The sequence below is a fragment of the Arthrobacter sp. UNC362MFTsu5.1 genome, assembly GCF_000685965.1.
GTDB lineage: Bacteria > Actinomycetota > Actinomycetes > Actinomycetales > Micrococcaceae > Arthrobacter.
In genome coordinates this window covers 41,781-67,018 of the sequence record NZ_JMLE01000018.1, presented here as the reverse complement: position 1 = coordinate 67,018, position 25,238 = coordinate 41,781, and the positions used below count along the sequence as shown (strand labels likewise).

Sequence of the window (25,238 nt, the reverse complement as noted above, 5' to 3'; positions counted from 1 at the left end):
GTAAACGTGGCGCAGGATCAAGCCGCATCAGGCGGGTTTATAGGAGTAGACGTTGGTGGTACCCACACAGACGTCGCGGTTCTCCTCGATGGGCGGGTGGAACGCGGCAAAGCGTTGACGACGTACGACGACTTCAGCCGCGGTGTACTTGAGGCGGTCGGGGTGGCAGCAGGACGATTCGGGCTCAGCCTTGGCGAGCTGCTCGCTCGCACCGATCTCTTTGTGAACGGCACCACAGTTGTCACCAACACAATCACCGAACTGAGAGGCTGTTCAGTTGGCCTGCTGGTGACCTCCGGGTTCCGCGACGTGCTGCGCTTCGCTGGCGGTCCACGACTGTCGGTGCTTGACGACCACCTCCAGGTAAACGTGCCAGATCTGGTGGCGCGCTCGGCGATTGCTGAGATCGAGGAGCGCATCGACTGGTCCGGTGAGGAACTGGTCCCACTGAACGAGGAGCAGACGGTAGCCGAGCTGCGCCGTCTCGTCGAGGAAGAGAAGGTTGAGGCACTGGCCATCTGCTTCCTGCACAGCTACGCAAATGAAGCTCATGAGCGTCGAGTTGTTGAGCTGGCACGCGGCCTCTACCCGGACCTGTTCATCTCCGCCTCGCACGTGGTCTACCCGGTCGCTGGTGAGACGCGGCGGTTCACGACTACCGTCCTAAACTCATTCGTGCACCGCGACGCCCAGGTCTATCTGGACTCTCTGGGCGAACAGCTCCGCACCAGCGGACTGGCCGGCGGCCTGATGTTCTTCCAAGGACTCGGAGGGGGTATCAGCCTCAACCGAGCGCGGACGAACCCCCTTGCACTCCTCGGTTCAGGCCCGGCGGCAGGGGCGATTGGCGCGAACGAGTTGGCAAAGCGGATGGGAGAGCCCCGGGTTCTGCTCGGCGACATGGGCGGCACCAGCTTCGACACCGGCATCATCGTGGACAACGAGGTCAAGGTCGCCAAGAACCTCGACATCGACCTGTTCCAAACAGGAGTGAACATCGTCGACGTCATCTCAGTCGGCGCGGGCGGAGGTTCCATTGCTTCCATCGGCGAACGCGGCGTTCCCCAAGTGGGTCCACGGAGCGCCAGCTCCACACCCGGGCCGGCAGCGCTGGGCCGGGGCGGTACAGAGCCAACCGTCACCGACGCCATGGTCGTACTAGGGTTCATCGATCCCGCGCGCTATCTCGACGGACGCGTCCCTCTCTATCCGGAGAAGTCAGCTGAGGCTCTGGAGAACGTCTACGCCGAGCCTTTTGGCTGGACCGCCGTCGAAGCTGCCTGTGCAGTCCATGACCTCGCCGTCGTCAACATGGCCACCGCCGTGCGCGAGGTCAGCGTCAACCGCGGGCACGATCCGCGCGAGTTCCTCTTCCTCGCCTATGGCGGGACCCTCCCCATGTTCGCTGGCCAGATCGCCCGCCGCCTTGGCATCCGACGGGTAGTGATGCCCGCCAACAGTTCGGTTTTCTGCGCTCGGGGCCTGCTCTCCGCCGACTTCGTCGTACGCCGCGACCAAGCAGCCCGTTGGGACCTCAGCCAGACCGACGGCGTGGAATCGGTCAACCTCATAGTGAAGCGGCTGCTCTTCGATTCGCGGGCAGCGCTCACGGAGGAGGGCTTCAGTGAGGAACAGATCGAGCAGCGGGTGACCGCGGATCTGCGTTACCGTGGCCAGTCCTTCGAACTATCAATTGTGCTTCCAGACCGTGCCCTTACCGAATCCGACGCCACTGACATCGCTGCCCAATTCGCCACCACTTATGAGGAGACCTACGGCAGCGGTACCGCCTGGAAGGACGTCCCAGTCGTCATGGTCAATGTCTCAGTCACGGCGGTCGGTTCTTTCCCACGCCCGCCAGAGCAGGGCCCGGTCACGGGTGACGCTCTTGAGAGCGCGGAGCTCGGCAGGCGTCTGATCTGTCTGCCTGAAACTCGCGAGAGGGTAGAGGTTGCGATCTACGCGGCGAGCCGGCTCGAGCCGGGCATGGCGGTCAGCGGACCCACGATAATCGACGCCGGCGATACGACGATATACGTCCCGGTGGATTGCGAGCTCAGGCTCGACCAGTACGGCAATTTTGTGATGGAGGTCTTTTAATGAGCAGCGCAACCACCGGTTACGACGTCGTAGCCGCCGAGGTCCACCGCAAAGCCTTGGAAAACGTGACCAAGGAGATGGCAGTCAGCCTGATCCGGACGTGCGGCTCGGCCATCGTGACTGAGGCGAAGGACTTCTCGACATGCCTGCTCGACACCAAGCCCGAGCACATCAGCTTCATGACCCATGTGACTTTCCATCTGGCATCGTCACTCATCGGCACCCAGGCGATCGCACAGCTCACCCGTGACCAGAGCATCAGGCCTGGCGACGGCTGGATCGTCAATGATCCTCACACTGCCGGTGCCATGCACCAGGGCGACGTGTCGATCATTATGCCGACCTTCTACAAAAACGAGCACGTCGGTTGGAGCTTCGCGGACATGCATGTCACCGATATCGGTGGTGTCGGTGTCTCAGGCTTCGCGCCAGGGGCTCGTGATGTCTATCAGGAAGGCCTGCGCTTCCCTCCAGTCCGCATTATCCGCGACGGTGAGATGGACTCGGAGTGGGAGAACTTCATTGCAGCGAACGTGCGCGCCAGCGATGAGGTGCTCAATGACATCCGCAGCATGATCGCAGCTAACAACACGGCCTCCCGGAAGCTGGTCGACGTGCTTGATGAGTTCGGCCTCGAACGGCACCGGCAGTTCTGCGAGATCAACAAGGAACTTTCCGAGCGGGTCCTGCGGCAGCGTATTGAGCGGATTCCGGATGGTGTCTATCAGGCTATTGACTGGAATGAGTTCGACGGCCATGATGGGCCCGATCAGCTGCTCGAGCTGAGCTTGAAGCTGCACGTCCGCGGATCGAATCTGCACTTCGAGTATGCCGGGGTCCCGCAGATTGATGCTTACGTGAACTCCGCGCAGGGTGCCATGTGGGGCCAGACGATGTCGGGCCTGCTCACAGTGCTCGGGTACGGAGATCTCCCTCTCAACGGGGGCATATGGCGCCCGCTCTCCTTCGATCTGGGGCCGCGGGGCACCATCGTTAACTCCGTGCCGCCGGCGCCCGTCAGCAACGCGCACTCCGAGGTCGGGCTGCGTGTTGCGAAGATGGTCAAGGACACGCTGTCCCAGGCACTCTCGCTGAGCGGGGATGCTGAGCTGCGATCGAGGGTAGCCGGCCAGGCTCAGGACGGCTACCCGGCCAATGCCACGTTCGGCCCAAACCAGCACGGCGGCCACTCGGTTATGTTCTACACCGACAACGCCGTCGGTGAGGGTGGGGGAGCGCAGACCGGCCACGACGGTCAGGACGCATACGGCTGCACGTGCCTTACCGGCTGTGCGATGGCCGATGTCGAAACCCACGAGGCTTCCGATCCCGTGCTCTTCCTGTGGCGTCGGGTAGTGCCGAACTCTGGTGGCCCTGGTATCACCCGCGGTGGTCAGGGGCTCGAGCAGGCCTACACAATCCTCGGAGACAGCGGGGCCTCCGGGCCCGGCTTCAACGCATGCGCCGAAGTTCCACCACGCGGCTTCGGTGGCGGCCATCCGGCCTCGTCAGGCAGCTTCTCCATCCTGCGCGATACTAACGTGCCGTCCCTGCTCGCCGCCGGCCGGTTGCCGACCCGGGAGACAGTAGATGGGACGGCGCCACGGCTGGCCTCGAAGGTCACCCACCTGACGATCAATCCCCATGACGTCTGGCTGGCCACTTCTGGCGGAGGCGGCGGCCTGGGAGACCCGCTGCTGCGGGACCCCTCCCTCGTGGCCGAAGATGTTGCGTCGGGCTACATCACGGCCAAACACGCCCGCGCAGCGTACGGGGTGGAACTGGTCGAAGGTGCGGCCGATGCGGAGGCGACTGAAGCGTTACGGCGTGAGATCCGCCGTGCCCGCATCGGGGCTGAGCCGACGGCTGCGCAGCAAACCCCGCAGGCTGGAAACGGCATCTCAATCGTGAGGACAGCGAACGGCATATGGGCCTGCGGCTACTGCGGAGGCGACCTCGGGGAGGGGAACTGGCGGGAGACCGCGGTTGCCCACGAGCGGGCCGTATCCGAGCGGTACGCCGAGCTCGACATGAATGTGCGCCTACGACTGGAGGAACCCGCAGTCCTGCTCAGGGAGTACTACTGCCCCGACTGCGCCGGAGCCCTCACGGTGGACGTCGTCACCTCCGAAACGCCTGTCCTTCCACAGGCCGCAGTGGCCCAATCAGGAGTGTGAGAGGGACTCTGTCAAATCTGCGTCCTGAAGGATAACGACTGACTGACAAGCGCGATAACGTGTGGTGCAGGCTCTCCGGGAGATGATTGTCTCCAGCGAGATTCCACGGGGATCCCGAATCGCATGGAGCGTCTGGCAGAAATTCGTTTGGGACATCAGGTACACCCCGGCCAACCGTGGCCGGGGTGTACTGCTTCAACGCCCTCCAGCAGCAGTCACTGCGACTCGCGGTGGTAAAAGAGCCGATAATGGATATTCCGTCAGCCGCGGCATTAGGCGGGCCTACAGGCTTTATGTGTCTCTCCGGCCCCGCCCGTCCGTATACAAGAACGCCCCGCCGGCTCCTGTTGAATAAACCGAAGCCAGCGGGGTCTTTGCGCGATAAGGCTTATCCAGGCGTATTCCTTGGATCATTGCCAGGTGCAATTGTGTCCTTTGCCCTGATCTTGTTGTCCTTGCCGTGGATGTTCAATTCACCGCCCCCAGAGCGGGACAGATAACCACGAGCAGCGTCGATTGCTGCGGACTGCGTGTCGTGAACAGAAGAAGCGCGAGACGAGCCTTCGCGCTCGGCCTTCCATCCATCTTCACCAGGAACCACGTGGTACGAATTTCGCTCAGCCATTTAATCACCCCCAGACGTTGCTAATGGATGCAACGTATCAAACCAGACTGACATTGCCGCCCGGGGTGTTCACGGCGACCCCGTGTTCGTTTTTTACAGGGCAACCGCCCGGCCGATTGCAACACAAACAAGCCCCTTCTGTGCATGCTACAAAAGAGCCGATAATTGTGATTCCGTCAAGCTGGCGGTCGGCATCTGGTCGCACCTGCCGCCGTAGAGGCCTGACCCGTCGGACTAGTCCAGAAGTTCTTGGCGAGCAATAAAGCCTGCCATTCCCGGGACAGTGAATGCTACGCGACCATACTCTGGGGAGTAAATGAGTCCTTTGTCGATCAGCGTGGCCCGCGCTGGCCCCAGGGCTGTGGGCTTCTTCCCCATTTTTGATGCGACATCCGCTGTGCTGGATGGTCCTTCACCGTCCTGGGCCATGGCGTGAAGAAATCTGCGTTCGGCTTTCGTGGCGCGTTGCCATCTGGCGATGAAAAAGCCGGCATCAAGTTTTTCGCGGCCGAGCGTGACGGCGGCTTCCGCGTCGTCGCGTGTGAAAGGGCTTTTGAAGGCTGATTCCCACATGGCACTGCCGAATTCCTGGATGAAGTATGGGTACATACCCGAAGCTTCGATCATTACCTCCAGGGCCTCGGGGGAGTAGTGCTGGCCCACGGACTGTGCGGGTTGAGTAAAGGCGTCTCGGGCGGCTTCCGCAAAACCTGAACTGATGAAGTCTGCTCAGGCCAGAAGAAGGCGACCTCAGCGTTTGCGGCTCGGCAAGCATCTGTGAAAGACCGGAACTCTACTGACCGACCCAAATCCTCCCTTGTCAGGCGCCCGGACGTCAGGTTGCGGTGTGCCCTTCACTGACGAGAAGCCCTCGGAGTTACACCATCCGAATGCGCCGCGGGCGGTTGAAGCTTGAGTGCGCAGATCTAGTTCCCCCCAACACGATCGCCGTCAGATCCAGGTACGGCGGATGTACGTTCCTGGTTGTTGTTCTACGACGCGCCGGCTGTGGGCTCCGTCCTGCATCAGCCACAGTAGAGATCCGTCGGCCATGACAGCTTCGACGCGGCCGCGGTCGGTTACGCTGCCGCGAGTGTGAACTTCGACGTATTGGCCGGTCAGCACAGTCCAGTCGTCAATAGGCTGCCACGATGCGAAAGAGTGGATGTTTGTTTGGTCTTGATTCGGCGTCATGCTTGTTGGCATCTCGTCCTCGAGCTTCATAGCAGCAGGATGCTGAGCAAATTTGTGACGGGTAGCAAAGCGTTCGGATGATGTTTGTATTTTGAGCGCTTAGCCGAACAGGACGGCTGCTTCGTCGTAGCGGTTTTGTGGGACGGTCTTGAGCTGGCCCAGGGCCTCCTCGAAGGCGACATGTTGGATGTCTGTTCCCTTCAGGGCGACCATGGTGCCCCAGTAGCCTTCGACCACGGAGTCGATGGCGGCCATGCCCAGCCGGGTGGCAAGGACCCGGTCGAAGGCTGAGGGGACGCCGCCGCGCTGGATGTGGCCAAGGATCGTGGCACGGGTTTCGATGCCGGTGCGGGCTTCCAGCTCCGGGACCAGCTGGTCCGCGATGCCGCCAAGCCGGGGGCGGCCGAAGGCGTCCAGGCCCCGTTCAGAATGGGCCTCATCCATATGCTCGGGAACGAAGCCTTCGGCGACGACCACCAGGGGTGCGCGGCCGCGGTGGTGGGCTTCCTTTACCCACTGGGTGATTTGCTCGATGCTGACTTTTTGTTCCGGGATCAGGATGGCGTGGGCGCCTGCGGCCATGCCGGCGTGCAGCGCGATCCAGCCCACGTGGCGGCCCATCACTTCGGCGATCATGCAGCGGTGGTGGGATTCGCCGGTGGTGCGGAGCCTGTCGATGGCCTCCGTGGCGATCTGCACGGCGGTGTCGAAACCGAAGGTGTAGTCCGTAGCGTCCAGGTCGTTGTCAACGGTCTTGGGAACACCGACGATCTTCAGCCCGGCATCCGTAAGGCGCTTGGCGGCCGCCAGCGTGCCCTCACCGCCGATTGCGATGATGGCGTCGATGCCCAGGCGGTCCATGTGGGCTTTGATGACCTCCGGGCCGCCGCCGTTGTCGAAGGGGTTGGTGCGGGACGTGCCAAGGATGGTGCCGCCCTGCTTGGCGATACCGCGGACCATGGTGCGGGGGATGTCGATGATGTCGCCCTCCACCACGCCGCGCCAGCCGTCGAGGAAACCCACGAATTCGTGGCCGTGGATGGCGATGCCCTTGAGTACGGCGCCGCGGATGACCGCGTTCAGTCCGGGGCAGTCACCACCGCTGGTGAGGATTCCAATTTTCATGCGTGATTCCTAGGTTCAGTTGCCATGTTGGAAAGGGGCCATCAGAAAAGCCCAAGACAGGCATGAGGCTGATTTCGCCTATCGCCTTCGTGTACTACCAGGTTGTTCGTTCGTAGCTCATGCCGTAGGGAACATTTGGGTCAAGGCTTACGATGACCGTTCCCGGAGCCGTCCGGGTTACCAGAATTCCCTGCTTCCGGTACCTCGCACGAGCAGAGAGTTGTTGGACGGCGGCCTCCACGGCGGCCTCCAAGTGGGATCGCGTGTGGACGTGGATGGTGATGGAATCGTGCTGCGTGGGTACATGCTCGTGGAAGTCGGTGCAGGTGGAATTCTCTGTCTGCATTTATCCACTGCTCCTATTGTTCATTCGGGGTTGGATATATAGCCTTGGGGGTTGTTCTTTTGCCAGCGCCAGTGGTCTTTGCACATTTGGTCCACGGTCTTGGTGGTGGACCAGCTGAGGTCGGCCAGCGCGGAGGTGGCGTCGGCCCAGAAGGCAGGGAGGTCTCCGGCGCGGCGGCCGGTGATGTCGTAGGGGATGGGCTTGCCCACGGCCTTCTCAAAGGAGCGCAGGACCTCTAGGACGGAGGAGCCCTTGCCGGAGCCGAGGTTCCAGCGGAACACGCCGGTGGTGTCCGCGATATGGTTCAGGGCCGCTATGTGCCCTTCCGCGAGGTCCACCACGTGGATGTAGTCGCGCAGGCAGGTGCCGTCGGGGGTGTCGTAGTCGCCCCCGAAGACTATGAGCTTGTCGCGGCGGCCCACGGCCACTTGGGCGATGAACGGCACCAGATTGTTGGGGATACCCTGCGGGTCCTCGCCAATCCGTCCGGATGGGTGTGCACCCACCGGGTTGAAATAGCGCAGCAGGGCTATGTGCCAGCGCGGGTCGGCAGCGCCGAGGTCGGAGAGGATGTCCTCGATCTGTTCCTTGGTGCGCCCGTAGGGGTTGTTGGCCCCGATCTCCATCTTTTCCACATAGGGGATGGGGTTGCGTTCGCCGTAGACGGTGGCGGAGGAGCTGAAGACGATGGAGCGGACGTCATGCCTGTCCATGACGCGGATCAGGTTCAGAGTGCCTACAAGGTTGTTGTAGTAGTACTTCAACGGCTCCCGCACAGATTTGCCCACCGCTTTGAGGCCAGCGAAGTGGATGACGGCGTCGATGGCTGCGCCGGCAAAGACCTTGTCGATGGCTGCCTCGTTCACGAGGTCGACGTGGTGGAACTCTGCGGTCTTGCCGCTGAGTTCCGCTACGCGGCGCAGCGATTCCTCGCTGGAGTTGACCAGGTTGTCGATGACGACCACGTCGTGGCCGGCTTCCTGCAGGGAAAGAACGGTGTGGGAACCGATGTAGCCCGTGCCCCCTGTGACCAGGATTTTCATGAGCGGGTGTGGGTTGGGTTGGCTGGTATCGCTTCGATGTTCCAGCTCGCGGTATGACTCTGCCCCGGGAGGAGGACTATGAGGTCTGTCCTGGTGTTGAAGGCATTAGGCGGACAGGTCATTGGTTCTACTGCCAGGCCGGCTCTGCTGGATTCCGCATCTGGGAGGTCGGCTGTGTGTATCTGCACCCAGGGGCAGTCCCGACCCCATGTCATCGAAGTTCCGGACCCGTCCCATGTAGTCAGGCGTGCGGTTGAGTAACCTTCGTTGTCACGTACGAGATCAGTGAAGGCATGGTCGAGTGTTATGGAACCGATGGGGCGGGGGGCAACAAAGTCGTAGTGTCGGTCCTCTGAAACGTCGCTAACTCCTGTAGGTATCAAAAGGTCCGGGGTGACTTGCTGCACTTTTCGTGCGGGCAGCTCGAGAATCCAGTCGTCGACCCGGCCCTCCCCGGCGACCAAGTATGGGTGCCCGGCGGCCCCGTAAGGTGCTGAGCCGGGGCCGGTGTTGGTGGCTGTAACAGTGGTGTGCAGCCCGGAAAAGTCCAGCTGGTAGGACACCTGTACGTCCAGGCGGAAGGGGTAACCGCTCCTCGCTTGAACGACGGTGGACAGAATGGCCGAGGACTCGTCGGATTTAACCGGGCACCAGTCTTCCCAGGCCAGTAGGCCATGAAGTGCGTGGCCCCGGCTCGGTTCGTTGATACCGAGCTGGTATTCCACGCCTTCGAATTCATACCGTCCCGCGATAACCCTGTTAGGCCAAGGCACCAATACTGCCCCTCGGTAGGCGGGGCGGACCTGATGTTCCGAAAAGGGGAGAATCAGGTCCCTGCCGTTGTAGCGCAAGGAGCGTAACGATGCACCGACGCTGGCTATTTCGGCGGTGTAGGGGCCGCAGCGCAGCGTGGTCTGCCTACCTGAGATCGGAACGGTATCGGCGCTCATCCTGGACATCACGAGGCTGGTCATTCGGAGGCCGCCAGGCGGAAGGTGAGCGTCCGCGCCTCCGGCGCCAAGGCGGACTCGGGCCAGACATCCGGGCCACACGAGCGAGTGCCGAGCCCGTGCTGGGCCGCGTCGAGGTATAACCATGAACGCGTGGCCGCGGGCAGCTCATGCGGGTGCCGGGCCGCGGCGAGCTCCTGGGCCGTGTACCGGCTCAGGGTGAAGCCCGGCAGGCGGCCCCGCGAGTCCGCGAACGCGTCTACCCGTACCCACGGCTCCGAGCCCCGGAGCAGGTCGAGGGAGCGCATACCTCCGCGGTGACCGGTCTCCTGCGGGCACGCATACGGCACGGCGAGCTGATCGATCCCGGCTGCGTACCGTCCCACAAGCGCGGCTTCGAGGCTGTCAGGGTAGGACTCGTGCGGTCCCAGCCCGAACCATGACGCCGCGTCCACGTCGGCGGGCAGCCCGAACCGCACACCGACACGGGGCCACACACCGTCCCAATCGGAGGATGGCAGAATGTCCACCCGCAGCCACAAACCTTCGGGGTCGAGAATCCATTGCTCCTCGACGGTGACGGTGCGCACCTGGTCCGCCGCGGCGTACCGGGTGCGCACGCGGAGGGCACGGTCATCGAGCACTTCGACTGCCTCAACACGCCCGTGCAGCCGGTCCAGACCGGCCGCGTGCCAACGCGCTGCCGACGAAGGCCCGGGAGCTCCTACACCCGGGATGCCGTCTGCGTCTGGTGCCCAAGGGTCGGTGTCGATGTATCCGCCCCGGGATTCGCCGCGGTCATTGTCCGTGGGCGCCCGGAACAGCTCAAGCCGGGGCCCATCCACAGGGAGGCCAGCGAGTGTAACGAGCCGCCCTTCATCGAAGACTGCCGGCCCGAGCTCCAGGAGCCCGGCGCCTTCTCCCGGCCGCCAATTTCCGCCCAGGAGCCCGGCTGCAAACGGCAGCGGGCGCCTCGCGGGCGACGCGAGGCGGCCCTGCGCTGAGGCGACTTCGTGCCCGGAATGCGCCCACCCGGCATCCTGCTCGAGGACCGCCTCGACGGTCACCCATACCTCTCCAGTGCATCCCTCGGCGGACACCGGAAGGGGGACCGCGGCCGAGGCGCCAGGGGTGAGTGGGCCGCCGTCGAGCCCATCGACGGCGAGCTCACCGGAGGCGACTGGTTCGCCGTCGTCCTCGATCCGCCAGCGAAAGACCATGTCTCCCAGATCCGCGCTGTGTCGCAGGTTGGTCACCCGTATAAAGGGCTTGCCGCCCGGCTCGAGCCCGTCAAAGGCAAGTCTCACGGGCGCCACGACGGTCTTGAACTCATATAGTCCCGGCGAGGGCGTGGAGTCGGAGAGGATGAGGCCGTCGAGCACGAAGTTGCCGTCATGGATTTCCTCGCCGAAGTCGCCGCCGTAGGCGAAGTATTCGGTGCCGTCCGCGGTACGGGCGGCGATACCGTGGTCGCGCCACTCCCAGACGAACCCGCCGTGCAGCCGCGGGTATTTCGCGATGAGGTCCTCGTACAGCGATATGTTCCCGGGCCCGTTGCCCATTGCGTGGACGTACTCGCACAGAATAAACGGCTTGGTCCGCTGCCGCGCCCCCTCGGCAGGGGAGCAGCCCAGCAGCGGTGTGGTGTCGCCGTCGCGGCCGATTGTATCCACCTCGGGCAGTGTCGCGTACATGCGGGAGTACACGTCGGTGTACGCGCCGGCGTAGTCGTTCTCGTAGTGGACTGGTCTGCCCGCATCCCGTGCATGCACCCACGCGGACATAGCGGCGAGATTCTGTCCTGTGCCGGACTCGTTGCCGAGGGACCACATGACGATCGAGGGACGGTTCTTGTCCCGCTCCACGGTCCGTTCGATCCGGTCAAGGAGCGCCTCGCGCCACATCGGCTCGTCGCTCGGGTTCCGGGCCCAGCCGTGCCGCTCGAACCCGTGCGTTTCGAGGTCGCACTCGAGGATTACCCAGAAGCCCATCTCGTCCGCGAGCTCGAGCAGTCGCGGGTGGGGCGGGTAGTGGCTGGTACGGATTGCGTTGACGTTGGAGCGCTTCATGAGCGCGAGGTCCTCGCGGGCGAAGTCCTCGTCGAAGACGCGGCCGAGCGTGGGGTGGGTCTCGTGGCGATTGACACCGTGGAACACCACTTTGCGTCCGTTGACCAGAAATTGGTCTCCCACGATTTCTACGGTGCGGAAGCCGATCCGCAGTGACACCGTCTCGGCCTTGCTGGCCACGGTCGCATCGTAGAGCCGCGGGGTTTCGGCGGTCCAGGGCTCGACGGCAGAAACAGGTACCGGTGCAACATCACCGGGATTGGCCCACTCGACGTCGATGCCGAGCTCGGGTACGCGGAGGCGAACAGGGTACGACGATGCCGGCGCTTTCACTTCCGGTTCCAGGGTCCCCGCCCCGTCGTTGTAGCCGGTCCGGAGCCACACGTCCTCGATGCCATCGGCCGGGCGGGACAAGAGGGTCACCGATCGGAAAATTCCCGGCAGCCACCACTGGTCTTGGTCTTCGAGGTAGCTGGAAGCGGACCATTGATGGACGCGGACTGCGATGGTGTTGGTACCTGTGCTGACGGCGTCGGTGACGTCGAACTCCTGGGCGAGGCGACTTCCGGCGCCCCATCCGATCTCTGTGCCGTTGACCCATACCTTGTACCGGGATTCGACGCCGTCAAAGCGCAGGACGACGCGGCTCTCGCCGCCTGTGTCGTCGGCCTTCCAGCCGTCGGGCAGCTCGAACGTACGGCGATAGTCCCCGGTGGGGTTTTCGTCGGGGACGAACGGCGGGTCGATTGGGAACGGGAACTGCACGTTCGTGTAGATCGGGCGGCCGTACGATCCGTCGCCCTGGAGCACCCAGTGGGAGGGTACGGTCAGCGACGCCCACGAAGAGTCGTCGTACTCCGCAGCGGCCATCGCCTCCGCGGCCTCCCCCGGGGACAGCACCCCACGCCCGCCGGGTGTTCCGGGGACTCCCTTGAGGAGTCGGAATCGCCATTGCCCGTCGAGGGACAGGGACGGGGCGTCGGTGTGAAGCCAGGAACGGGCCGGTTCTCGCCGTCCTTCTCCCGGGCCCGGGTCGGTGACGTAGGCGGTGGAGGCTGTGGCCTCCGCTGGACGGGGGCTCATTTGACGGCTCCTTCTGTGAGGCCTCCACGCCAGAAGCGCTGAAGGACGATCATGGCGATGGCGAGCGGGATGACAGACAGCAGTACGCCGCCGGTGGTCAGCTGGTAGAACTCCGGGAGCCGGTCTGCCTGGCTAAGCCAGTTATTCAGACCTACCGTGATGGGGAACAGCTTCGAGTCGGAGAGCATCACCAGCGGCAGGAAGTAGTTGTTCCAGATGCCCACGAGCTGGAACAAGAACACCGTCACCAGGGCGGGAGTGAGAACCCGCAGCCCCACGGAGTGGAAGATGCGAAGTTCGCCCGCGCCGTCGATTCGCGCAGCCTCCAACAGCGCCGGATCCACTGTTGCCTGCGCATAAACCCGACACAGAAACAGGCCAAACGGCGAGACGAGTGAGGGCAACAGGACGCTCCAGTACGTGTTGGCGATGCCGAGCTGGCTGAAGAACAGAAACAGGGGCAGGGCTGTGGCGGTGCCGGGGACGAGGACGCCTCCGAGGACGAGCCCGAAGATGAGACTGTTGCCCCGGAAGTTGTACTTGGCCAAGGCGTAGCCGCCAGCAGCGGCGAAGTACGTCGCGGCCAATGCGCCAACCCCTGCATACAGAATTGAGTTGAGGAACCAGCGCACAAAGACGCCGTCCCCGTAGGAGAGGACGTTCGCCAGGTTGTCCCATAGGACGAAATTAGGCGCGAACAAGAAACCGTTGGTCGCGAACAGGTCTCCGCTGGTCTTGGTCGCAGCGACCACCACCCAATAGACCGGGACCAGGAAGTAGAGCGCGGCTACGACAAGCAGCCCCGTGACAAGAATCGTTGTGGAGCCCGGGCGTCGGCGCCGCGTCACAGGTGGCTCCCCGGCGACGCTCTGGGGCCGGCTAAGGGTGGGAGTGGCAGTCATGAGGACTTCCTGTTCGTGAACCGGAGGAAGGTGAAGGAGAGGATGAAGGCCGCGAGGGCAATGAGCACGGCCTGGGCTGCGGCGACGTTGTAGTCGTTGTATGCAAAGGCAGTGGTGTAGGCGGAGAGGTTCGGGGTGTATTGGCTGTCGACGGCCGGAGCCACAGTCTGAAGGACTTGCGCCTCGGCGAAAAGTTGAAGCGTGCCGATGATCGAGAACACCGTTGTGAGCACGAGAGCGGGCCGGATAAGCGGCAGCTGAATGGTCCACGCGACACGGAAGGGCCCGGCACCGTCCACGCGCGCAGCTTCATATATCTCGCCGGGGATCGACTTAAGCTGGGCTATGACGATGAGCATGTTGTAGCCCGTGTAGCTCCACGTAACGATGTTGGCGATGGACCACAGCACGGTGTCCGGGCCGAGGAAGTTCACGGTGAGGCCTACGGACGTGGCAGCGTCCACGAGCGGGCTCAGGCCCGGGACGTAGAGAAAAGACCAGAGAATGGTCGCGATGACACCCGGCACGCCGTACGGCATGAAGTAGGCCGCGCGGAAGAACCCGGGCCACTTAGCCGAGGCCGACTCCAGCAGGAGCGCAAGGACTGTACATAGGGCGATCATGACAGGAACCTGGACCACGCCGAAGAGCAGTACGCGGCCGATCGAGGCGAGGAAGCTACCGTCCCCGAGGGCGCGGGCATAGTTCTCGAACCCCGCAAACCCGGAGTGGACGCCCGTCTCGCCGAAGAGGCCACTGCGGGTCACTTTCGTAAAGCTCGAACCGACAGCAGCGATGATCGGGAAGATGAACGTGAGGGCAAAGAGCGCCAGGAAGGGCGCGAGCAGTATCCAGGGTGCACGGGTGACGACGCGGCGCTGCTGCCTTGCCCGTCCGTGCCCCTCCCGCTGGACTGCTGACGGATGTGCTTGTGCGGTATCTGCCGTGGCGCTCATGCCTGCTCCTTCCTAATCGTCAGACCTTTGTTCCTGAAGGCGGTCATGATCTGCTGCTCGGCGGCTGCTACGGTGTCGACTAGGCTCGTGCCCGATGCCTTACGGCGGAACCCGTCGCCCAGGATGTTGAAAGACTGCGTGGTGACGGGCCACCAAGACCAGTCCATGTTCTGCGACTTACTCGCCGGCACGATCACGTCCTGGTTGTAGTTCTGCCCCCCGAAAAAGTCGGAGGGCCTCTCGCGCTTTGCACCGATGATGCCCGGCACGGGCGACCATCCGATGCCACTGTTGGCGATCTCGGCGTCGATGCCGGCCTGCGTGGACGTCATCCAGACAGCGAACTCGAGGGCCTCGCGGGGGTGCTTGCTGTTAGCCAGGACCGCCGCGGTGGAGCCGCCGAGGTAGCTTGAGCCATACCCTCTGGGGTCCCAAATGGGCATGGGCGCCACGCGCCACTTGCCCGCTCCGCCGCTGACGCTCTGCACAAGGGCATCGGCCCAGCTGCCGCTCGTGAGCGACGCGAGCTCCCCCTTCGCAGCCGCCGCGTACCAGCCGGGGGTGAAGGGTCCATAGGCGGTGGTGACGATGCCGTCGTCGATTGCCCGGTCAAAGAAACGCGCGACGTTCAGCGTTGAGTCGTCGGTCATGTTGATGACCCATCCGTCCTCGGCTGGGCGCAGCCAGGAAGCGCCAGCCTGTGCGGCGAAAGAGACGAAGTAGGAGGTGTCCGCGAGAGAAAAGCAGTCGATGTAGGCGTTGGCACCGCGGAGTTCCTTCCCAACGGCTGCCCACTCCTCCCAAGTCACCGGTGCCGCCGCGCCTACCTTGGCCAGGACGTCGGGGCGGTAGAACGTGGCCATCGGCCCCGAGTCCTGGGGGATGCCGTAGACGCCCCCGGAGAAGCTCACCTGGCTCCAAAGTGCGGGGTCATAAAGGTGTGCGTATTCACGGGCACCGTAGCGCGAGAGATCCACGAGCCCGTTGACGAGCATGAACTCAGGAACGGTACGCATTTCAACCTGCGCTAGGTCAGGGCCGCCGCCCGCCGCTAGCGCGGCGTAAAGCTTGGAGTACCCACCACGGTTGCCGCTGGGGATCCAGACCGTCTCAACCTGGACATTGGGGTGGCTCGCGTTCCAGATATCGGCGACCTTCTGAACATTCTTGAGCCAAGACCAGTACGTGAGTGTCACCTTCTCACCGGTACTGGCCGCAGGAATGGCAGGTGCGGCATTGACGGAAACAGTGCCCGGAGTGGCGCATCCGGTGAGAAGGGCAAAGGCGGAGGCGCCGAGTCCACCGCAAAGGAGTTGTCGTCGTGTCAGAGATGGCATGAGTCCCACTTCGTTATGGTCAGCGCCGCGGACACGGCGCCGGGGCCGTGCGGCCCGACGTGACAAGGCTAACACAAAAGCTGAGTGGATGCTCAGTTTTTAATGAAACTAGACTGGATTCCATGACTAAGAAGGCGAACGCACGCTCAGGCCCGCGCGGCCCCTACGCCAAGACCGCTGAGCGCCAACGGCAAATTCTTGAAGCCGCCGTAGAGGTCTTCGGGTCACGGGGCTACAACGGCGGCAGCATCCAGGACGTCGCGGACCGGGCAGGGATCAACCAGACCACGCTCCTCCACCATTTCCCCACCAAGGCTCAGCTGCTCGTGGCGGTGCTCGAGTACCGCGACCGGATCTCCACGAGCACCCCGGGCACACGGGAGCGGTTTGCCGAAACCATCGTGCGGCAGGCGAAACACAATGAGCGGATTCCCCACCTCGTAGAGCTCTACTCCGTCCTCTCCGGAGAAGCCACGACTGAGGACCACCCGGCCCGTAACTACTTCGTCCAACGCTTCGCCCGGCTTCGGAAGGAATACAGTGGGGAGCTGCGGTACCTCGCGAGCATTGGCCGGCTTCGGCCGGGCGTCGACCCAGATGTCGCGGGCCCTACCATCGTGGCTCTATGGGAAGGAATTCAAACCGAGTGGCTCCTCAATCCTGACACCGTGGACGTGCCCGGCATCCTCAAGGGCTACCTCGACCTGATCCTTGTGCCGGAAGAAAATGCAGGGTGGTCATCTGGTACCGAGACCCCCGTGGAAGCGCTGAATACACTTTGAAGACGATGCTTCACTAATCGGTTCCCGATAGAGGCGGCCGCCGTTCCCCGCCACGGGGCCACGGCAACGCCGAGAATGGATATTCGGTCAAGTAGCTATCGGGTAATGCCACGAAGCAGGAGCCGTGTGAGGGTTCCCGCACGCCTTGCCCGTAAAAGTTTCTCTGAGGTCGCCTCGCCCTAGAGCAGCGTTGGACAGGGTGACGGGGAGCGCGGGCAAGTTGCGGCGCCGGTCTGGCGTCAGAATAGCGCGAAATTCCGCATTGTTGACGGTGGCTCATGATGTTCTCAGATCCCACCCTGACAGTTGGAGGGGCAGGAAACCGAGCTGCGGTAGCCCGAGAACTATCAAAATAGTCCGAAGAATCAGGTCTTGATGGAAGTCGCTTAGCGAAGGGGCGGGTGATGTCACCTCCTGCGGTTCGTCAGGTGTCTGAGAACCAGGCCGGAGCTCCACCTACGGGGCAAGTCTTCCCACGTCAGGCGCCCCGACGTCAGGTTGGGGTGTAGCTCATTCAGAAAGGCGTGTGCGTATCTTGTTCAGGAGTTCAGCTTTGCCGGGCTTGGTTGACTCGTGGGTCACACCGCGTGCCGCTTTGCTCTCGGGTTCGCCCACGGTGATGACTTCAAGGGAGAAGGGAAGCGGCTGGCTCGGTAAATGGTCGCCGCCCATCATCGGGACGGCAGCACTGGCCACCGATAAATGCGAATTGTGGGACACACGTCCTCCTCTGTTGGGTCGACCGGCGTGTACGGTCGCAATTGCTTCTCTATCGTTTCCTGCCCGCCAGGGAGTTTCCTCGGCTTGGCCCGGTGGCCCGGTGGCCCATGGCCCATGGCCCGTGGCCCCTGCCCGGGGGGCGAGCAGGGACCACGGGGGATTTGGGGGGTGGGCTGTCAGGCGGGCTGGGCCACTGAGGCCCTAGGCTTCGTCGTCGGAGGCCTAAGGGATCTTTATCTCGAAGGTCTCGGTGATGGAGGTGTAATCGTGGTAGCTCATTCCTGCCGGCGGCCGGATCTTCTGGATGTCGAGTCGGCCATCGAGGGTGAGGACCTGGTCATCGATGTGGATCCGCTCGACTTGGGCGAAGACGATGTCGATGTTGCCTACGTTGGAGTTTCCCTGCCGTCTAAGCGCATAGTTTTCAGGATGCTGGTGTGATGCGTCCCTCGACTTCGCCAAAGTTGATGACAGTGCCGTTGGGGCCTGGGGCCGTGGCTTTGATGGTGATGGATTGGCCGTCTTCAAGGAAGGTCATGGTCCGGCCGCTGTCGAGCGTGAATGGTTCGGCGCCTCCCCAGGAGAGTTCCATGAAGGACCCTCGCTCGTGTACGTTCGGGCCGGAGATGGTGCCGGAGCCGATGAAGTCGCCCGGGCGCAGGCTGGCCCCGTTAACGGTCATGTGTGCGATCATCTGCGGGGCTGTCCAGTAAAGAGTTTTCGCTGGTGGTTGGGATACTGTGCGACCGTCGACAAGGACCTCGAGGGTAATGTCCAGTCCCCAGTTCTCGAGGCTGTCGTCGTCCAGGTAGGGCGCGAGTGGCATGTCCCGTTGCGGTGGCCCGACGCGGGCTGCTGTCAGGGCGTCGGTGGTGACGACCCAGGGCGAGACGGAGCTCGCGAACGATTTCCCTAGATATGGGCCCAGTGGTACGTATTCGTAGCCTTGGATATCCCGGGCGGACCAGTCGTTGAAGACGACCACTCCGAAGAGGTGGTCTGCGGCTTGGGTGAGTGGCACTTCTCCGGCTGGGGCTGTGCCGCCGAGCACGAATCCGAGCTCCGCTTCGATGTCCAGGCGTCGTGAGGGGCCGAAGCTGGGGGTCCCGGAAGGTTCGGGCCGCAGGCCTTTGGGCCTGGGCACGGGGGTTCCTGAAACCACGATGGTCCCGGCCCTGCCGTGGTATCCGACGGGGAGATGCTTCCAGTTCGGCAGCAGTGGTGGTTGGTCGGGCCTGAACATTTTTCCGATGTTGGATGCGTGATGTTCGGAGGCGTAGCCGTCAACGTAGTCGGCGACGGTGAACGGCAGGTGCAGTGTGACTGCTTCAACGGGGTGTGAGGCGGCCCGGGCCGGCGAGTCTGATCCCTCGGCCGTGAGGGCCTCGGTGATCCAGACGCGGGCGTCGGTCCACGACTGGCGGCCTGCGGCCAGGAGCAGGTCGAGGTTCGGCGCGGCCAGGGTTCTGCGGATGGCATCCGATGGCGCCGGGATCCCGGGTGCGTCGAGGAGCCGTTCGAGGGGTACGGCCAGGTTGCCGAGGCGGACGCCAAGGACCGGCCCGGATCCATCAGGGGCGGTGAACGATCCGTACGGGAGGTTCTCAACCCCAAACCCGGGGGTTGCGTAGGCTTCTGCGGCAGTGGTCATGGGTGGACTTCCTGGATGGTCTGGGGTTGACGGGCCGGTGCCCAGTCAGAGGGGACAAGGCCAAGCTCAGCGAGGGATTCGAGCGGTTCAGACACGCTGCACGTTCCAAAGGATCCGAAGAGCGTGCGCCATGCGCCGTTGGAGTGCCGACCCCATGCAGCGATCGCCTGTTCGTCAGTGGATCTGAGAATGGCGGCAAGCGTAGTCTCGTTGGCCCCGACCATTGCCGCGTCGACGGCCTGGGCGATGTTGAGGAAGCCATGGTGGGTGAATCCGGTCGCCGCGTCTGTATATCTGGCTGCCCGGTGGAGCCCGGCTGTCAGCTTGAACGGTACCCGGCTGTGTACGGTCGCGGCGAGCACCCGGGCGAGTTGTTCGGGAGTGGGAAACGCGTCGGGGACGAGGCCGCCGGTGCGGTATTTCAGGCGGAGCCCGGTTTCGGCCAGAATTTCGATTCCGCCCTGGCCAAGGTGGGCCGGGCTCAGCTCGATATAGACGGGTACGTTTGCCTGCGCTGCCGCACGGTGGATCTCGTCGCGCCAGGTTCCGGAGTGGGGCTCCGAGACTTTCAGCTCCAGGGCTTCGAGCCGCAGGATGGGTGCGGCGGCTGAGGCGGCGGTGAGGGCGGCGTCCAAGGCGCCGGCCGGTACCACAATCGCCAGGGGCAGGGGATTGGCAGTGGTGATCCCTTGGCCTTGAGCGAGACGGTGCGCCTCAGTAACGTCCTCCAGTTTGATGACGGAGGGGCCGACGGTGCCGGCTGTGACCGTGCCGCGTCGGCCGGCGGCGTCGGCGATTGCTTGCCGCAGGGGTGCCAGGCCGGGGGGAAAGGTGGCGGCGTCGTCGAAGAAGTGGCGGAACAGTGATTCGGTGGCGGTCACGAGTTACTCCATTTGCCGCCGGTCCACTCGTGGCCCGGAGTCCAGGATTCGGCGTATTTTCCGTCATCGGTTGCCATGCCTGCCTCGCCGAGGTGCAGTGGGAGGAATGTGTCCACCATGACCGCGGTCTCATCAAAGCGCTCGACACCCACCGAGGCTTCGATCGCACCGGGCTGGGGACCGTGCGGGTGGCCGCCGGGGTGCAGTGAGATCGACCCTTTGTTGATGCCGGAACCCTTGCGTGCTTCGTAGTCGCCTGCAACGTAGAACATCACTTCATCCGAGTCGACGTTTGAGTGGTAGTACGGGACCGGGACGGCAAGTTCGTGATAATCGACCTTGCGCGGCAGGAAATTGCAGATGACGAAGTTATGGCCTTCGAACACCTGGTGCACGGGTGGGGGCTGGTGGATCTTCCCCGTGATGGGCATGTAGTCCCTGATGTTGAACGTAAAGGGGTACAGGCATCCGTCCCAGCCCACGACGTCGAAGGGGTGGGTCGGCAGGATATGGATACTGCCGATTACTCCGGTAGGTCCGGCGCCGCGGTGTTTGATGTAGACCTCAACATTGGTGCCCTCGGCAAGGAGCGGCGAACTTGGTCCGTGGAGGTCGCGTTCGCAGTACGGGGAATGTTCAAGGAACTGGCCGTACTTGGACAGGTATCGTTTGGGTGGGCCGATGTGGCTGTTGGCCTCCATGAAGTAGAGCTGGACGACATCGCCGCCGGCGATCACCCAGCGGTGGATGGTGGCACGGGGGATGATGATGTAGTCGCCTTCTTCCACCGGGAGGGCACCGAATTGGGTTTCAACGACAGCGTTGCCCTTTTCGACGTATACGCATTCATCCCCGAGCCCGTTTTTGTACAGCGGTGAAGTCTTTCCGACCCACGCGTAGGAGAGACGGACGTCGCCGTTGCCCATGACGAGGCGGCGCCCGGTGACCGCGTCAACTGTCGCAGGATCACTGGCGCTGCCAAGGTCATGGAGCCGCAGGTGCCGGGGGAGCAGGGGGTGGTTGGGGGTGAGGGTCTGGTCCGGGAGTTCCCACACGCGGCTGCCGATGACACCGGAGGGGATGTGCCGGTGGTAGAGCAGCGAGGAATCGGAAGAAAAACCTTCTTCACCCATCAGCTCCTCATACAGGATGGCGCCTGACTCGTCTTTGAAGAGCGTGTGGCGGTGCTTCGGCACAGAGCCGAGCTGCTGGTAATAGGGCATCGCTAGTTCCTTCCTTCGGTGGCCGATGGTCGGGTGAGGGGGGTTTGTGGAGAGGGCAGGGGGCAGGCGGACGACGACGGCCCGGTCTCGGGAAGGCAGCCCTGGCAGTTCGTGCCGGCGCTGGTGAGTCTGAGGACTCCTGGATGGTCCATGGTCACTCCTTTGTGCCTGGGTGGGATGAGCGGCATGACACCCACATTAGGTGATTCAACTTTAGATAGTCAATAGTTTGATTATCTACAGTCGGGTAGAGTCCGGTCCATGAAAACGGGCGATGAGACGGCGTGGCTGCCGGAGTACTGGACGTTTGTTGAGGCCGCGCAGGAGCGGATGCAACAGGAGTTCCCCGAGGCGGATCTGGAGGCGAACAGGCTGATGATGTCGCTGAACCGTGCTTCGAGCACGGTGACGTACGACTTTGAAGCCAGTATCCACCGGCCGGCCGGGAGCACTTGGTCCGGTTTCCGGCTGCTGTTGGCGCTGTGGGTTTGCGGTCCGCTTAATCCCCGTGAGGTGGCGGTAAAGACCGGGATGAGCCGTGCTGCAGTCTCCAGCCTGGTTAACACCTTGGAGGGACGCGGGCTGGTTGTTCGGACGCCGTCCCGGAGCGACCGCCGCCAGGTGAGCCTTGCACTGACTGAGGAGGGTGTTCAAGTGGTCAGGAGGGATTTCCAGGCCCAGAACGAGCGGGAGAGTGAGTGGGCCCAAGCGCTGGAGCCGAGCGAGGTTGCAGTGCTGGCCCGGCTCCTTGAGAAGTTGATGCAGCACCGAACGAGTTTCGGCGGCCGGGCGCGGCACTGACTTCGGGACCTTCCACTTTGGCTGCAACGTTGACGCCAGCTGCCGTGGGCCTTCAGGGTACTCGTCCGCGATGTGACAGGGTCAGGCTGAGAGGGCGACGGAAACTGCGACCGAGGCGGCCAGGACGAGGACGGCTGCCGCAGCAGCGCGCAAAAGCAGGGCCGGCGGCGCAGCATTGGCCCGGCGCAGGCTGCCGGTTCTGACCAGCACGCAAACGGCGAAGACTATTGTCGCCGCCGCCGCCGCAGCGGATGCCAACCCTAACCCCAAGGAACTCGGTGGGTGAATTGCTGGCTGACGTGACAAGGTAGACAGCCACGCGCGCCAGATAAAGAAGTCCGCCACCAGCAGGGCCAGGAAGGTGCGACGCCACGCCAGAGACGTCCGCTCGGGCTGCAGCCCCGGGTCCGGGGGCTGCAGCCTTTGGCCGCTGTGCGCGTTCATCGTGCCAAGAGGATGAGGACTGCGAATACCACGGCTGCAGCTGCAACGACCGCTGTCATGGCCACCAGCAGCCATGCATGTGGCAGTTCTTGGTTATGGCGCATTGCCTGCTCCTGCAGCGACCATCGCCGGTAAGCCTCCACCGCCAGGAGGGCCCCGATACCCGCCAGCGCAAGGCACAGTACGACCCGTACTGGAGAGGGCGCGATTTGCGGGGTGAGCTGGTCGATGGCAATTGCCCCCGCCAGAATAGCCATCGCAGTCCGAATCCAGGCCAGGAACGTTCGCTCATTGGCAAGAGAGAATCGGTAGTCCGGCATCTGGCCTTCTCGTCGCCAGCGCGGTTCGCGGGCAAGAGCCTTCTTCACGGTGTTTCCCTTCACGGGCTTGAAATTATCCGGGTTTGTAACGCACGATCCCTGTTCTTCACGCAGCGCTTAGACCTGATCGTTGGGGCCTTCTGCGCTGAACGCGGCATTCAGGGCGTACTACGAGGTGTCTGCGTCGAGCTAAGCAGCAAACTGGGATGGCGCCCTCAGCAGCTTCATTCTCTGTATTGGCCCCAGACTCGTCGGCGCCGCCACGATGGTCAACCCTGACATCGTTTGACAAGGGGCAGCAACCCAAGCTTCGCGGTAATCCCAGGTCTGCCGCAAATCCGCTCCTGCCATCCTGGCTGAGGGCGGCCAGGTTCCCGAGTGGACAGGGCCCGACCAGAAAAGATTATCTCCCAAACCTCGGATCGGCTGCTGAGCCTATTCTCTAGTGAAGCGGACTTGGAGATAGTCCCGTACGAGGTCGATAGCTATCTGGGTCCTGGCCGAAGGCGCATGCCCTGCCGAAGTAACGGCGGTAATGGCATTCTGCGGCACAGGATCGGCAAGTGGGACATACGCGACGGTACGGTCCCCGAACCCTATCCGGTGACTGGGAACAGTGTTTGTGAGGCAAAAGCCCAGACCAAGCGCCACATATCCCCTGATCGTTTCGATGTTTGAAGACCTTAACCGCGGCGGCGAATCCACGCCCAGTCCCATGAGAATTCCGAGGATCGCGTCCGCGGTCGGTGGAATATCAAGCAAAATCAGCGGGAGGTCAAGGATGTCGCGGACAGAGACCGAAGCTGCCTGCGCATGGACATGATTACCAGGCAACATGACGTGCAGGGTTGCCCTGGCCAGGTCCTGGCGTGCCAGGTCGTGTTCCAACAACCGCCGGTAAAGGAAAGCCACATCCAGCTGGCCCCGCCGGACCATGTCCTGAAGCTCTACGGCACCCCCTTCAAATATACGCAGAGCGATACCCGGGTATCTGTCGGCAAATGCTTGTGCCAGTGCGGGCATCAGGTTCGGGGAAAGCGTCGTAAGGCACCCCACGCGCAGCAGGCCGCGTAGCACGTACTTCTCCTCACTTACCGCAGCATGAGCCTGCTCAATCGTCTCAATGACACTTCTCGCATGCGGTGCCAACCGCAGAGCCGCAGGGGTGGGTACGACCTTTTGAGCCTTGCTGCGTGTAAAAAGCGGCTCCGCGAACGCTGCCTCCAGCTGGGACAAAGCCATCGATAATGCCGATTGCGACACGTGCGATTCCTTGGCCGCGGCCGTCACTGACCCATGGTCCAGGACGGCCAGGAAGTACTGCAACTGCCGGATCGTCGGTTCTGCCATCGGTTCTCCTTATGCCGTACTTCATATTATTCGACTATGCAGATGTTATGACTCAGCTCACCATGGATACAGACCCCTGTACGACATTCAAGGAAGAGTGACGATGACAAACGATGCCACCACAGACAACGGCCGGACCCAGCGGGACCACGTGATCACCCTGGGCACCGCAGGGGGCCCTCGATGGTGGGAACGCGGACGCCTCTCTGACCGCTGCGGAATATCAACAGCAGTCGTCGTCGACGGCGGGTTCTACCTGGTCGACTGTGGACACGGCGTCGGCCGTCGTATCCACGAGGCCGGGCTCGATTTCAAGGACCTGCGCGGAATTTTCATCACGCACCTCCACTCGGACCACACCATCGACCTCGGAAGCCTGGCACTGTTCGGCCTCTACGAGCTCGGCTCCCGCATGGGGAACCCGGTCCAGATTCTCGGCCCGGGGGACCGGGGCATGCTGCCGCCCCTTTCCCCGCGTGCATCAAAGATGCCTGCCTATATTGCCCCGGAATCACCCACCCCCGGGACGCGGGAGACCTTCGCCACCCTCATGAAGGCCCACGCGACAGATCTCAACGACCGGATCATCGATTCACTGCGCCCTTCACCACACCAGCTCTTCACGGCCACCGACATCACGATCCCTGAAGGCATCGGGTACCACCCCAACGAGAACCCCACTCCGGACATGGACCCGTTTGTCATCTTCCGCGATCAATGGGTGACGGTGTCCGCCATTCTTGTCGAACACCCTCCCATTGCACCTGCCTTCGCGTTCCGGTTCCAGACAGCCAATGGATCCGTGACAATCTCGGGGGACACAGCGGCGACCGCCAACATGTCCACCCTCGCAGAAGGAACCGGACTTCTGCTGCACGAAGCCATCGACTTCGACTACATTGACGGGCTCTATGCAGGCAAAAAGGACCCTACGTCCATTGCCGCAAGGGACCACCACTACAAGAGCCACACCAGCGCAGCGGACGCTGCACGCATAGCAAACAAGGCAGGCGCACGGCGCCTGGCCCTGCATCACCTGGTGCCCGGAACGGCTGATCCCCTCGTCTGGAAAGACGCCCAGGAGAACTTCGACGGCGAATTCTTCCTCCCCAATGACCTCGACGTCATCCCCTTTGACCTTTAATACCCAGGAGACACA

General features: G+C 63.1%; 24 protein-coding genes and 1 pseudogene. 6 read left to right on the top strand and 19 right to left on the bottom strand.

What is annotated here, in order from left to right:
- Nucleotides 1-6: 6 nt before the first annotated feature.
- Both BS38_RS0116520 and BS38_RS0116515 read left to right on the top strand, forming a co-directional pair.
- Nucleotides 7-2,100: a hydantoinase/oxoprolinase family protein gene (locus tag BS38_RS0116520; protein ID WP_028271812.1), complete on the top strand. Its 2,094-nt coding sequence runs from the start codon at nucleotides 7-9 to the stop codon at nucleotides 2,098-2,100.
- On the top strand, nucleotides 2,100-4,277 hold the full coding sequence (locus BS38_RS0116515) for a hydantoinase B/oxoprolinase family protein (protein ID WP_028271811.1): 2,178 nt from the start codon (nucleotides 2,100-2,102) through the stop codon (nucleotides 4,275-4,277). Before BS38_RS0116520 ends, BS38_RS0116515 begins: the two co-directional genes overlap by 1 nt.
- A 388-nt stretch (nucleotides 4,278-4,665) precedes the next feature.
- On the opposite strand, the gene BS38_RS27975 is transcribed toward BS38_RS0116515, so the two are convergent.
- The 11 genes from BS38_RS27975 to BS38_RS0116465 all read right to left on the bottom strand — a co-directional run bounded on the left by BS38_RS27975 (nucleotide 4,666) and on the right by BS38_RS0116465 (nucleotide 15,907).
- On the bottom strand, nucleotides 4,666-4,902 hold the full coding sequence (locus BS38_RS27975) for a DUF2188 domain-containing protein (RefSeq protein ID WP_081818936.1): 237 nt from the start codon (nucleotides 4,900-4,902) through the stop codon (nucleotides 4,666-4,668).
- A gap of 234 nt (nucleotides 4,903-5,136) precedes the next feature.
- The gene (locus BS38_RS25435; protein ID WP_051628974.1) at nucleotides 5,137-5,529 is read right to left on the bottom strand and encodes a hypothetical protein; all 393 of its coding nucleotides are present in this window, start codon (nucleotides 5,527-5,529) and stop codon (nucleotides 5,137-5,139) included.
- 324 nt (nucleotides 5,530-5,853) lie between these two features.
- The gene (locus BS38_RS0116505) at nucleotides 5,854-6,126 is read right to left on the bottom strand and encodes a hypothetical protein (protein WP_051628973.1); all 273 of its coding nucleotides are present in this window, start codon (nucleotides 6,124-6,126) and stop codon (nucleotides 5,854-5,856) included.
- A 69-nt stretch (nucleotides 6,127-6,195) separates the two neighbouring features.
- Nucleotides 6,196-7,221 (bottom strand): ATP-dependent 6-phosphofructokinase, encoded by a 1,026-nt coding sequence (locus tag BS38_RS0116500; RefSeq protein WP_028271809.1) that lies wholly within the window; start codon nucleotides 7,219-7,221, stop codon nucleotides 6,196-6,198.
- Nucleotides 7,222-7,315: 94 nt separating this feature from the next.
- On the bottom strand, nucleotides 7,316-7,567 hold the full coding sequence (locus tag BS38_RS25430) for a hypothetical protein (protein ID WP_043438973.1): 252 nt from the start codon (nucleotides 7,565-7,567) through the stop codon (nucleotides 7,316-7,318).
- A 20-nt stretch (nucleotides 7,568-7,587) separates the two neighbouring features.
- Complete coding sequence (gene galE, locus BS38_RS0116490; RefSeq protein WP_028271808.1) at nucleotides 7,588-8,610, bottom strand: UDP-glucose 4-epimerase GalE; 1,023 nt, start codon at nucleotides 8,608-8,610, stop codon at nucleotides 7,588-7,590.
- Complete coding sequence (locus BS38_RS0116485; protein ID WP_028271807.1) at nucleotides 8,607-9,560, bottom strand: aldose 1-epimerase family protein; 954 nt, start codon at nucleotides 9,558-9,560, stop codon at nucleotides 8,607-8,609. The genes galE and BS38_RS0116485 overlap by 4 nt, the downstream gene beginning before the upstream one ends.
- A 20-nt stretch (nucleotides 9,561-9,580) precedes the next feature.
- Nucleotides 9,581-12,712, bottom strand: a complete 3,132-nt coding sequence (locus tag BS38_RS0116480; protein WP_028271806.1) for a glycoside hydrolase family 2 TIM barrel-domain containing protein — start codon at nucleotides 12,710-12,712, stop codon at nucleotides 9,581-9,583.
- Complete coding sequence (locus tag BS38_RS0116475) at nucleotides 12,709-13,614, bottom strand: carbohydrate ABC transporter permease (RefSeq protein ID WP_028271805.1); 906 nt, start codon at nucleotides 13,612-13,614, stop codon at nucleotides 12,709-12,711. Before BS38_RS0116475 ends, BS38_RS0116480 begins: the two co-directional genes overlap by 4 nt.
- Nucleotides 13,611-14,570 (bottom strand): carbohydrate ABC transporter permease, encoded by a 960-nt coding sequence (locus BS38_RS0116470; RefSeq protein WP_028271804.1) that lies wholly within the window; start codon nucleotides 14,568-14,570, stop codon nucleotides 13,611-13,613. The genes BS38_RS0116475 and BS38_RS0116470 overlap by 4 nt, the downstream gene beginning before the upstream one ends.
- Nucleotides 14,567-15,907 (bottom strand): ABC transporter substrate-binding protein, encoded by a 1,341-nt coding sequence (locus tag BS38_RS0116465; protein ID WP_028271803.1) that lies wholly within the window; start codon nucleotides 15,905-15,907, stop codon nucleotides 14,567-14,569. Before BS38_RS0116465 ends, BS38_RS0116470 begins: the two co-directional genes overlap by 4 nt.
- A 122-nt stretch (nucleotides 15,908-16,029) precedes the next feature.
- Here BS38_RS0116465 and BS38_RS0116460 point away from each other — a divergent pair, with 122 nt between their 5' ends.
- Complete coding sequence (locus BS38_RS0116460) at nucleotides 16,030-16,689, top strand: TetR/AcrR family transcriptional regulator (RefSeq protein ID WP_028271802.1); 660 nt, start codon at nucleotides 16,030-16,032, stop codon at nucleotides 16,687-16,689.
- 510 nt (nucleotides 16,690-17,199) lie between these two features.
- Here BS38_RS0116460 and BS38_RS0116455 read toward each other — a convergent pair.
- Nucleotides 17,200-17,409: a hypothetical protein gene (locus tag BS38_RS0116455; protein ID WP_156037160.1), complete on the bottom strand. Its 210-nt coding sequence runs from the start codon at nucleotides 17,407-17,409 to the stop codon at nucleotides 17,200-17,202.
- Nucleotides 17,410-17,676: 267 nt separating this feature from the next.
- On the opposite strand from BS38_RS0116455, the gene BS38_RS27160 reads away from it, so the two are divergent.
- Entirely contained in the window at nucleotides 17,677-17,850 is a 174-nt protein-coding gene (locus tag BS38_RS27160; protein ID WP_156037159.1) for a hypothetical protein, read from the top strand.
- Here BS38_RS27160 and fahA read toward each other — a convergent pair.
- Genes fahA through BS38_RS0116435 form a run of 3 tightly spaced genes read right to left on the bottom strand, consistent with a single transcriptional unit; the run spans nucleotide 17,834 to nucleotide 21,164 of the window.
- Nucleotides 17,834-19,060 (bottom strand): fumarylacetoacetase, encoded by a 1,227-nt coding sequence (gene fahA / locus BS38_RS0116445; RefSeq protein ID WP_028271799.1) that lies wholly within the window; start codon nucleotides 19,058-19,060, stop codon nucleotides 17,834-17,836. The genes BS38_RS27160 and fahA overlap by 17 nt on opposite strands.
- The gene (locus BS38_RS25420; protein WP_051628972.1) at nucleotides 19,057-19,941 is read right to left on the bottom strand and encodes a hypothetical protein; all 885 of its coding nucleotides are present in this window, start codon (nucleotides 19,939-19,941) and stop codon (nucleotides 19,057-19,059) included. The genes fahA and BS38_RS25420 overlap by 4 nt, the downstream gene beginning before the upstream one ends.
- Nucleotides 19,938-21,164 (bottom strand): homogentisate 1,2-dioxygenase, encoded by a 1,227-nt coding sequence (locus BS38_RS0116435; RefSeq protein ID WP_028271798.1) that lies wholly within the window; start codon nucleotides 21,162-21,164, stop codon nucleotides 19,938-19,940. The genes BS38_RS25420 and BS38_RS0116435 overlap by 4 nt, the downstream gene beginning before the upstream one ends.
- Before the next feature lie 261 nt (nucleotides 21,165-21,425).
- Between BS38_RS0116435 and BS38_RS0116430 the strand changes: the two genes are divergently transcribed.
- The gene (locus tag BS38_RS0116430; RefSeq protein ID WP_028271797.1) at nucleotides 21,426-21,965 is read left to right on the top strand and encodes a MarR family winged helix-turn-helix transcriptional regulator; all 540 of its coding nucleotides are present in this window, start codon (nucleotides 21,426-21,428) and stop codon (nucleotides 21,963-21,965) included.
- 81 nt (nucleotides 21,966-22,046) lie between these two features.
- Here the strand turns inward: BS38_RS0116430 and BS38_RS27900 are convergent, their stop codons facing one another.
- The 4 genes and pseudogenes from BS38_RS27900 to BS38_RS0116415 form a co-directional block, all read right to left on the bottom strand.
- Entirely contained in the window at nucleotides 22,047-22,175 is a 129-nt protein-coding gene (locus BS38_RS27900; RefSeq protein ID WP_331280056.1) for a hypothetical protein, read from the bottom strand.
- Between the two features lie 3 nt (nucleotides 22,176-22,178).
- A pseudogene (locus BS38_RS27895) lies at nucleotides 22,179-22,409 on the bottom strand (DUF202 domain-containing protein); the annotation flags it as partial.
- Entirely contained in the window at nucleotides 22,406-22,777 is a 372-nt protein-coding gene (locus BS38_RS0116420) for a YidH family protein (RefSeq protein WP_028271795.1), read from the bottom strand. The pseudogene BS38_RS27895 and the gene BS38_RS0116420, both read right to left, overlap by 4 nt.
- Nucleotides 22,778-23,164: 387 nt before the next feature.
- On the bottom strand, nucleotides 23,165-24,079 hold the full coding sequence (locus BS38_RS0116415; RefSeq protein ID WP_028271794.1) for a LysR family transcriptional regulator: 915 nt from the start codon (nucleotides 24,077-24,079) through the stop codon (nucleotides 23,165-23,167).
- Nucleotides 24,080-24,182: 103 nt separating this feature from the next.
- On the opposite strand from BS38_RS0116415, the gene BS38_RS0116410 reads away from it, so the two are divergent.
- Nucleotides 24,183-25,223: an MBL fold metallo-hydrolase gene (locus tag BS38_RS0116410; protein WP_051628970.1), complete on the top strand. Its 1,041-nt coding sequence runs from the start codon at nucleotides 24,183-24,185 to the stop codon at nucleotides 25,221-25,223.
- The last annotated feature ends 15 nt before the right edge of the window (nucleotides 25,224-25,238 follow it).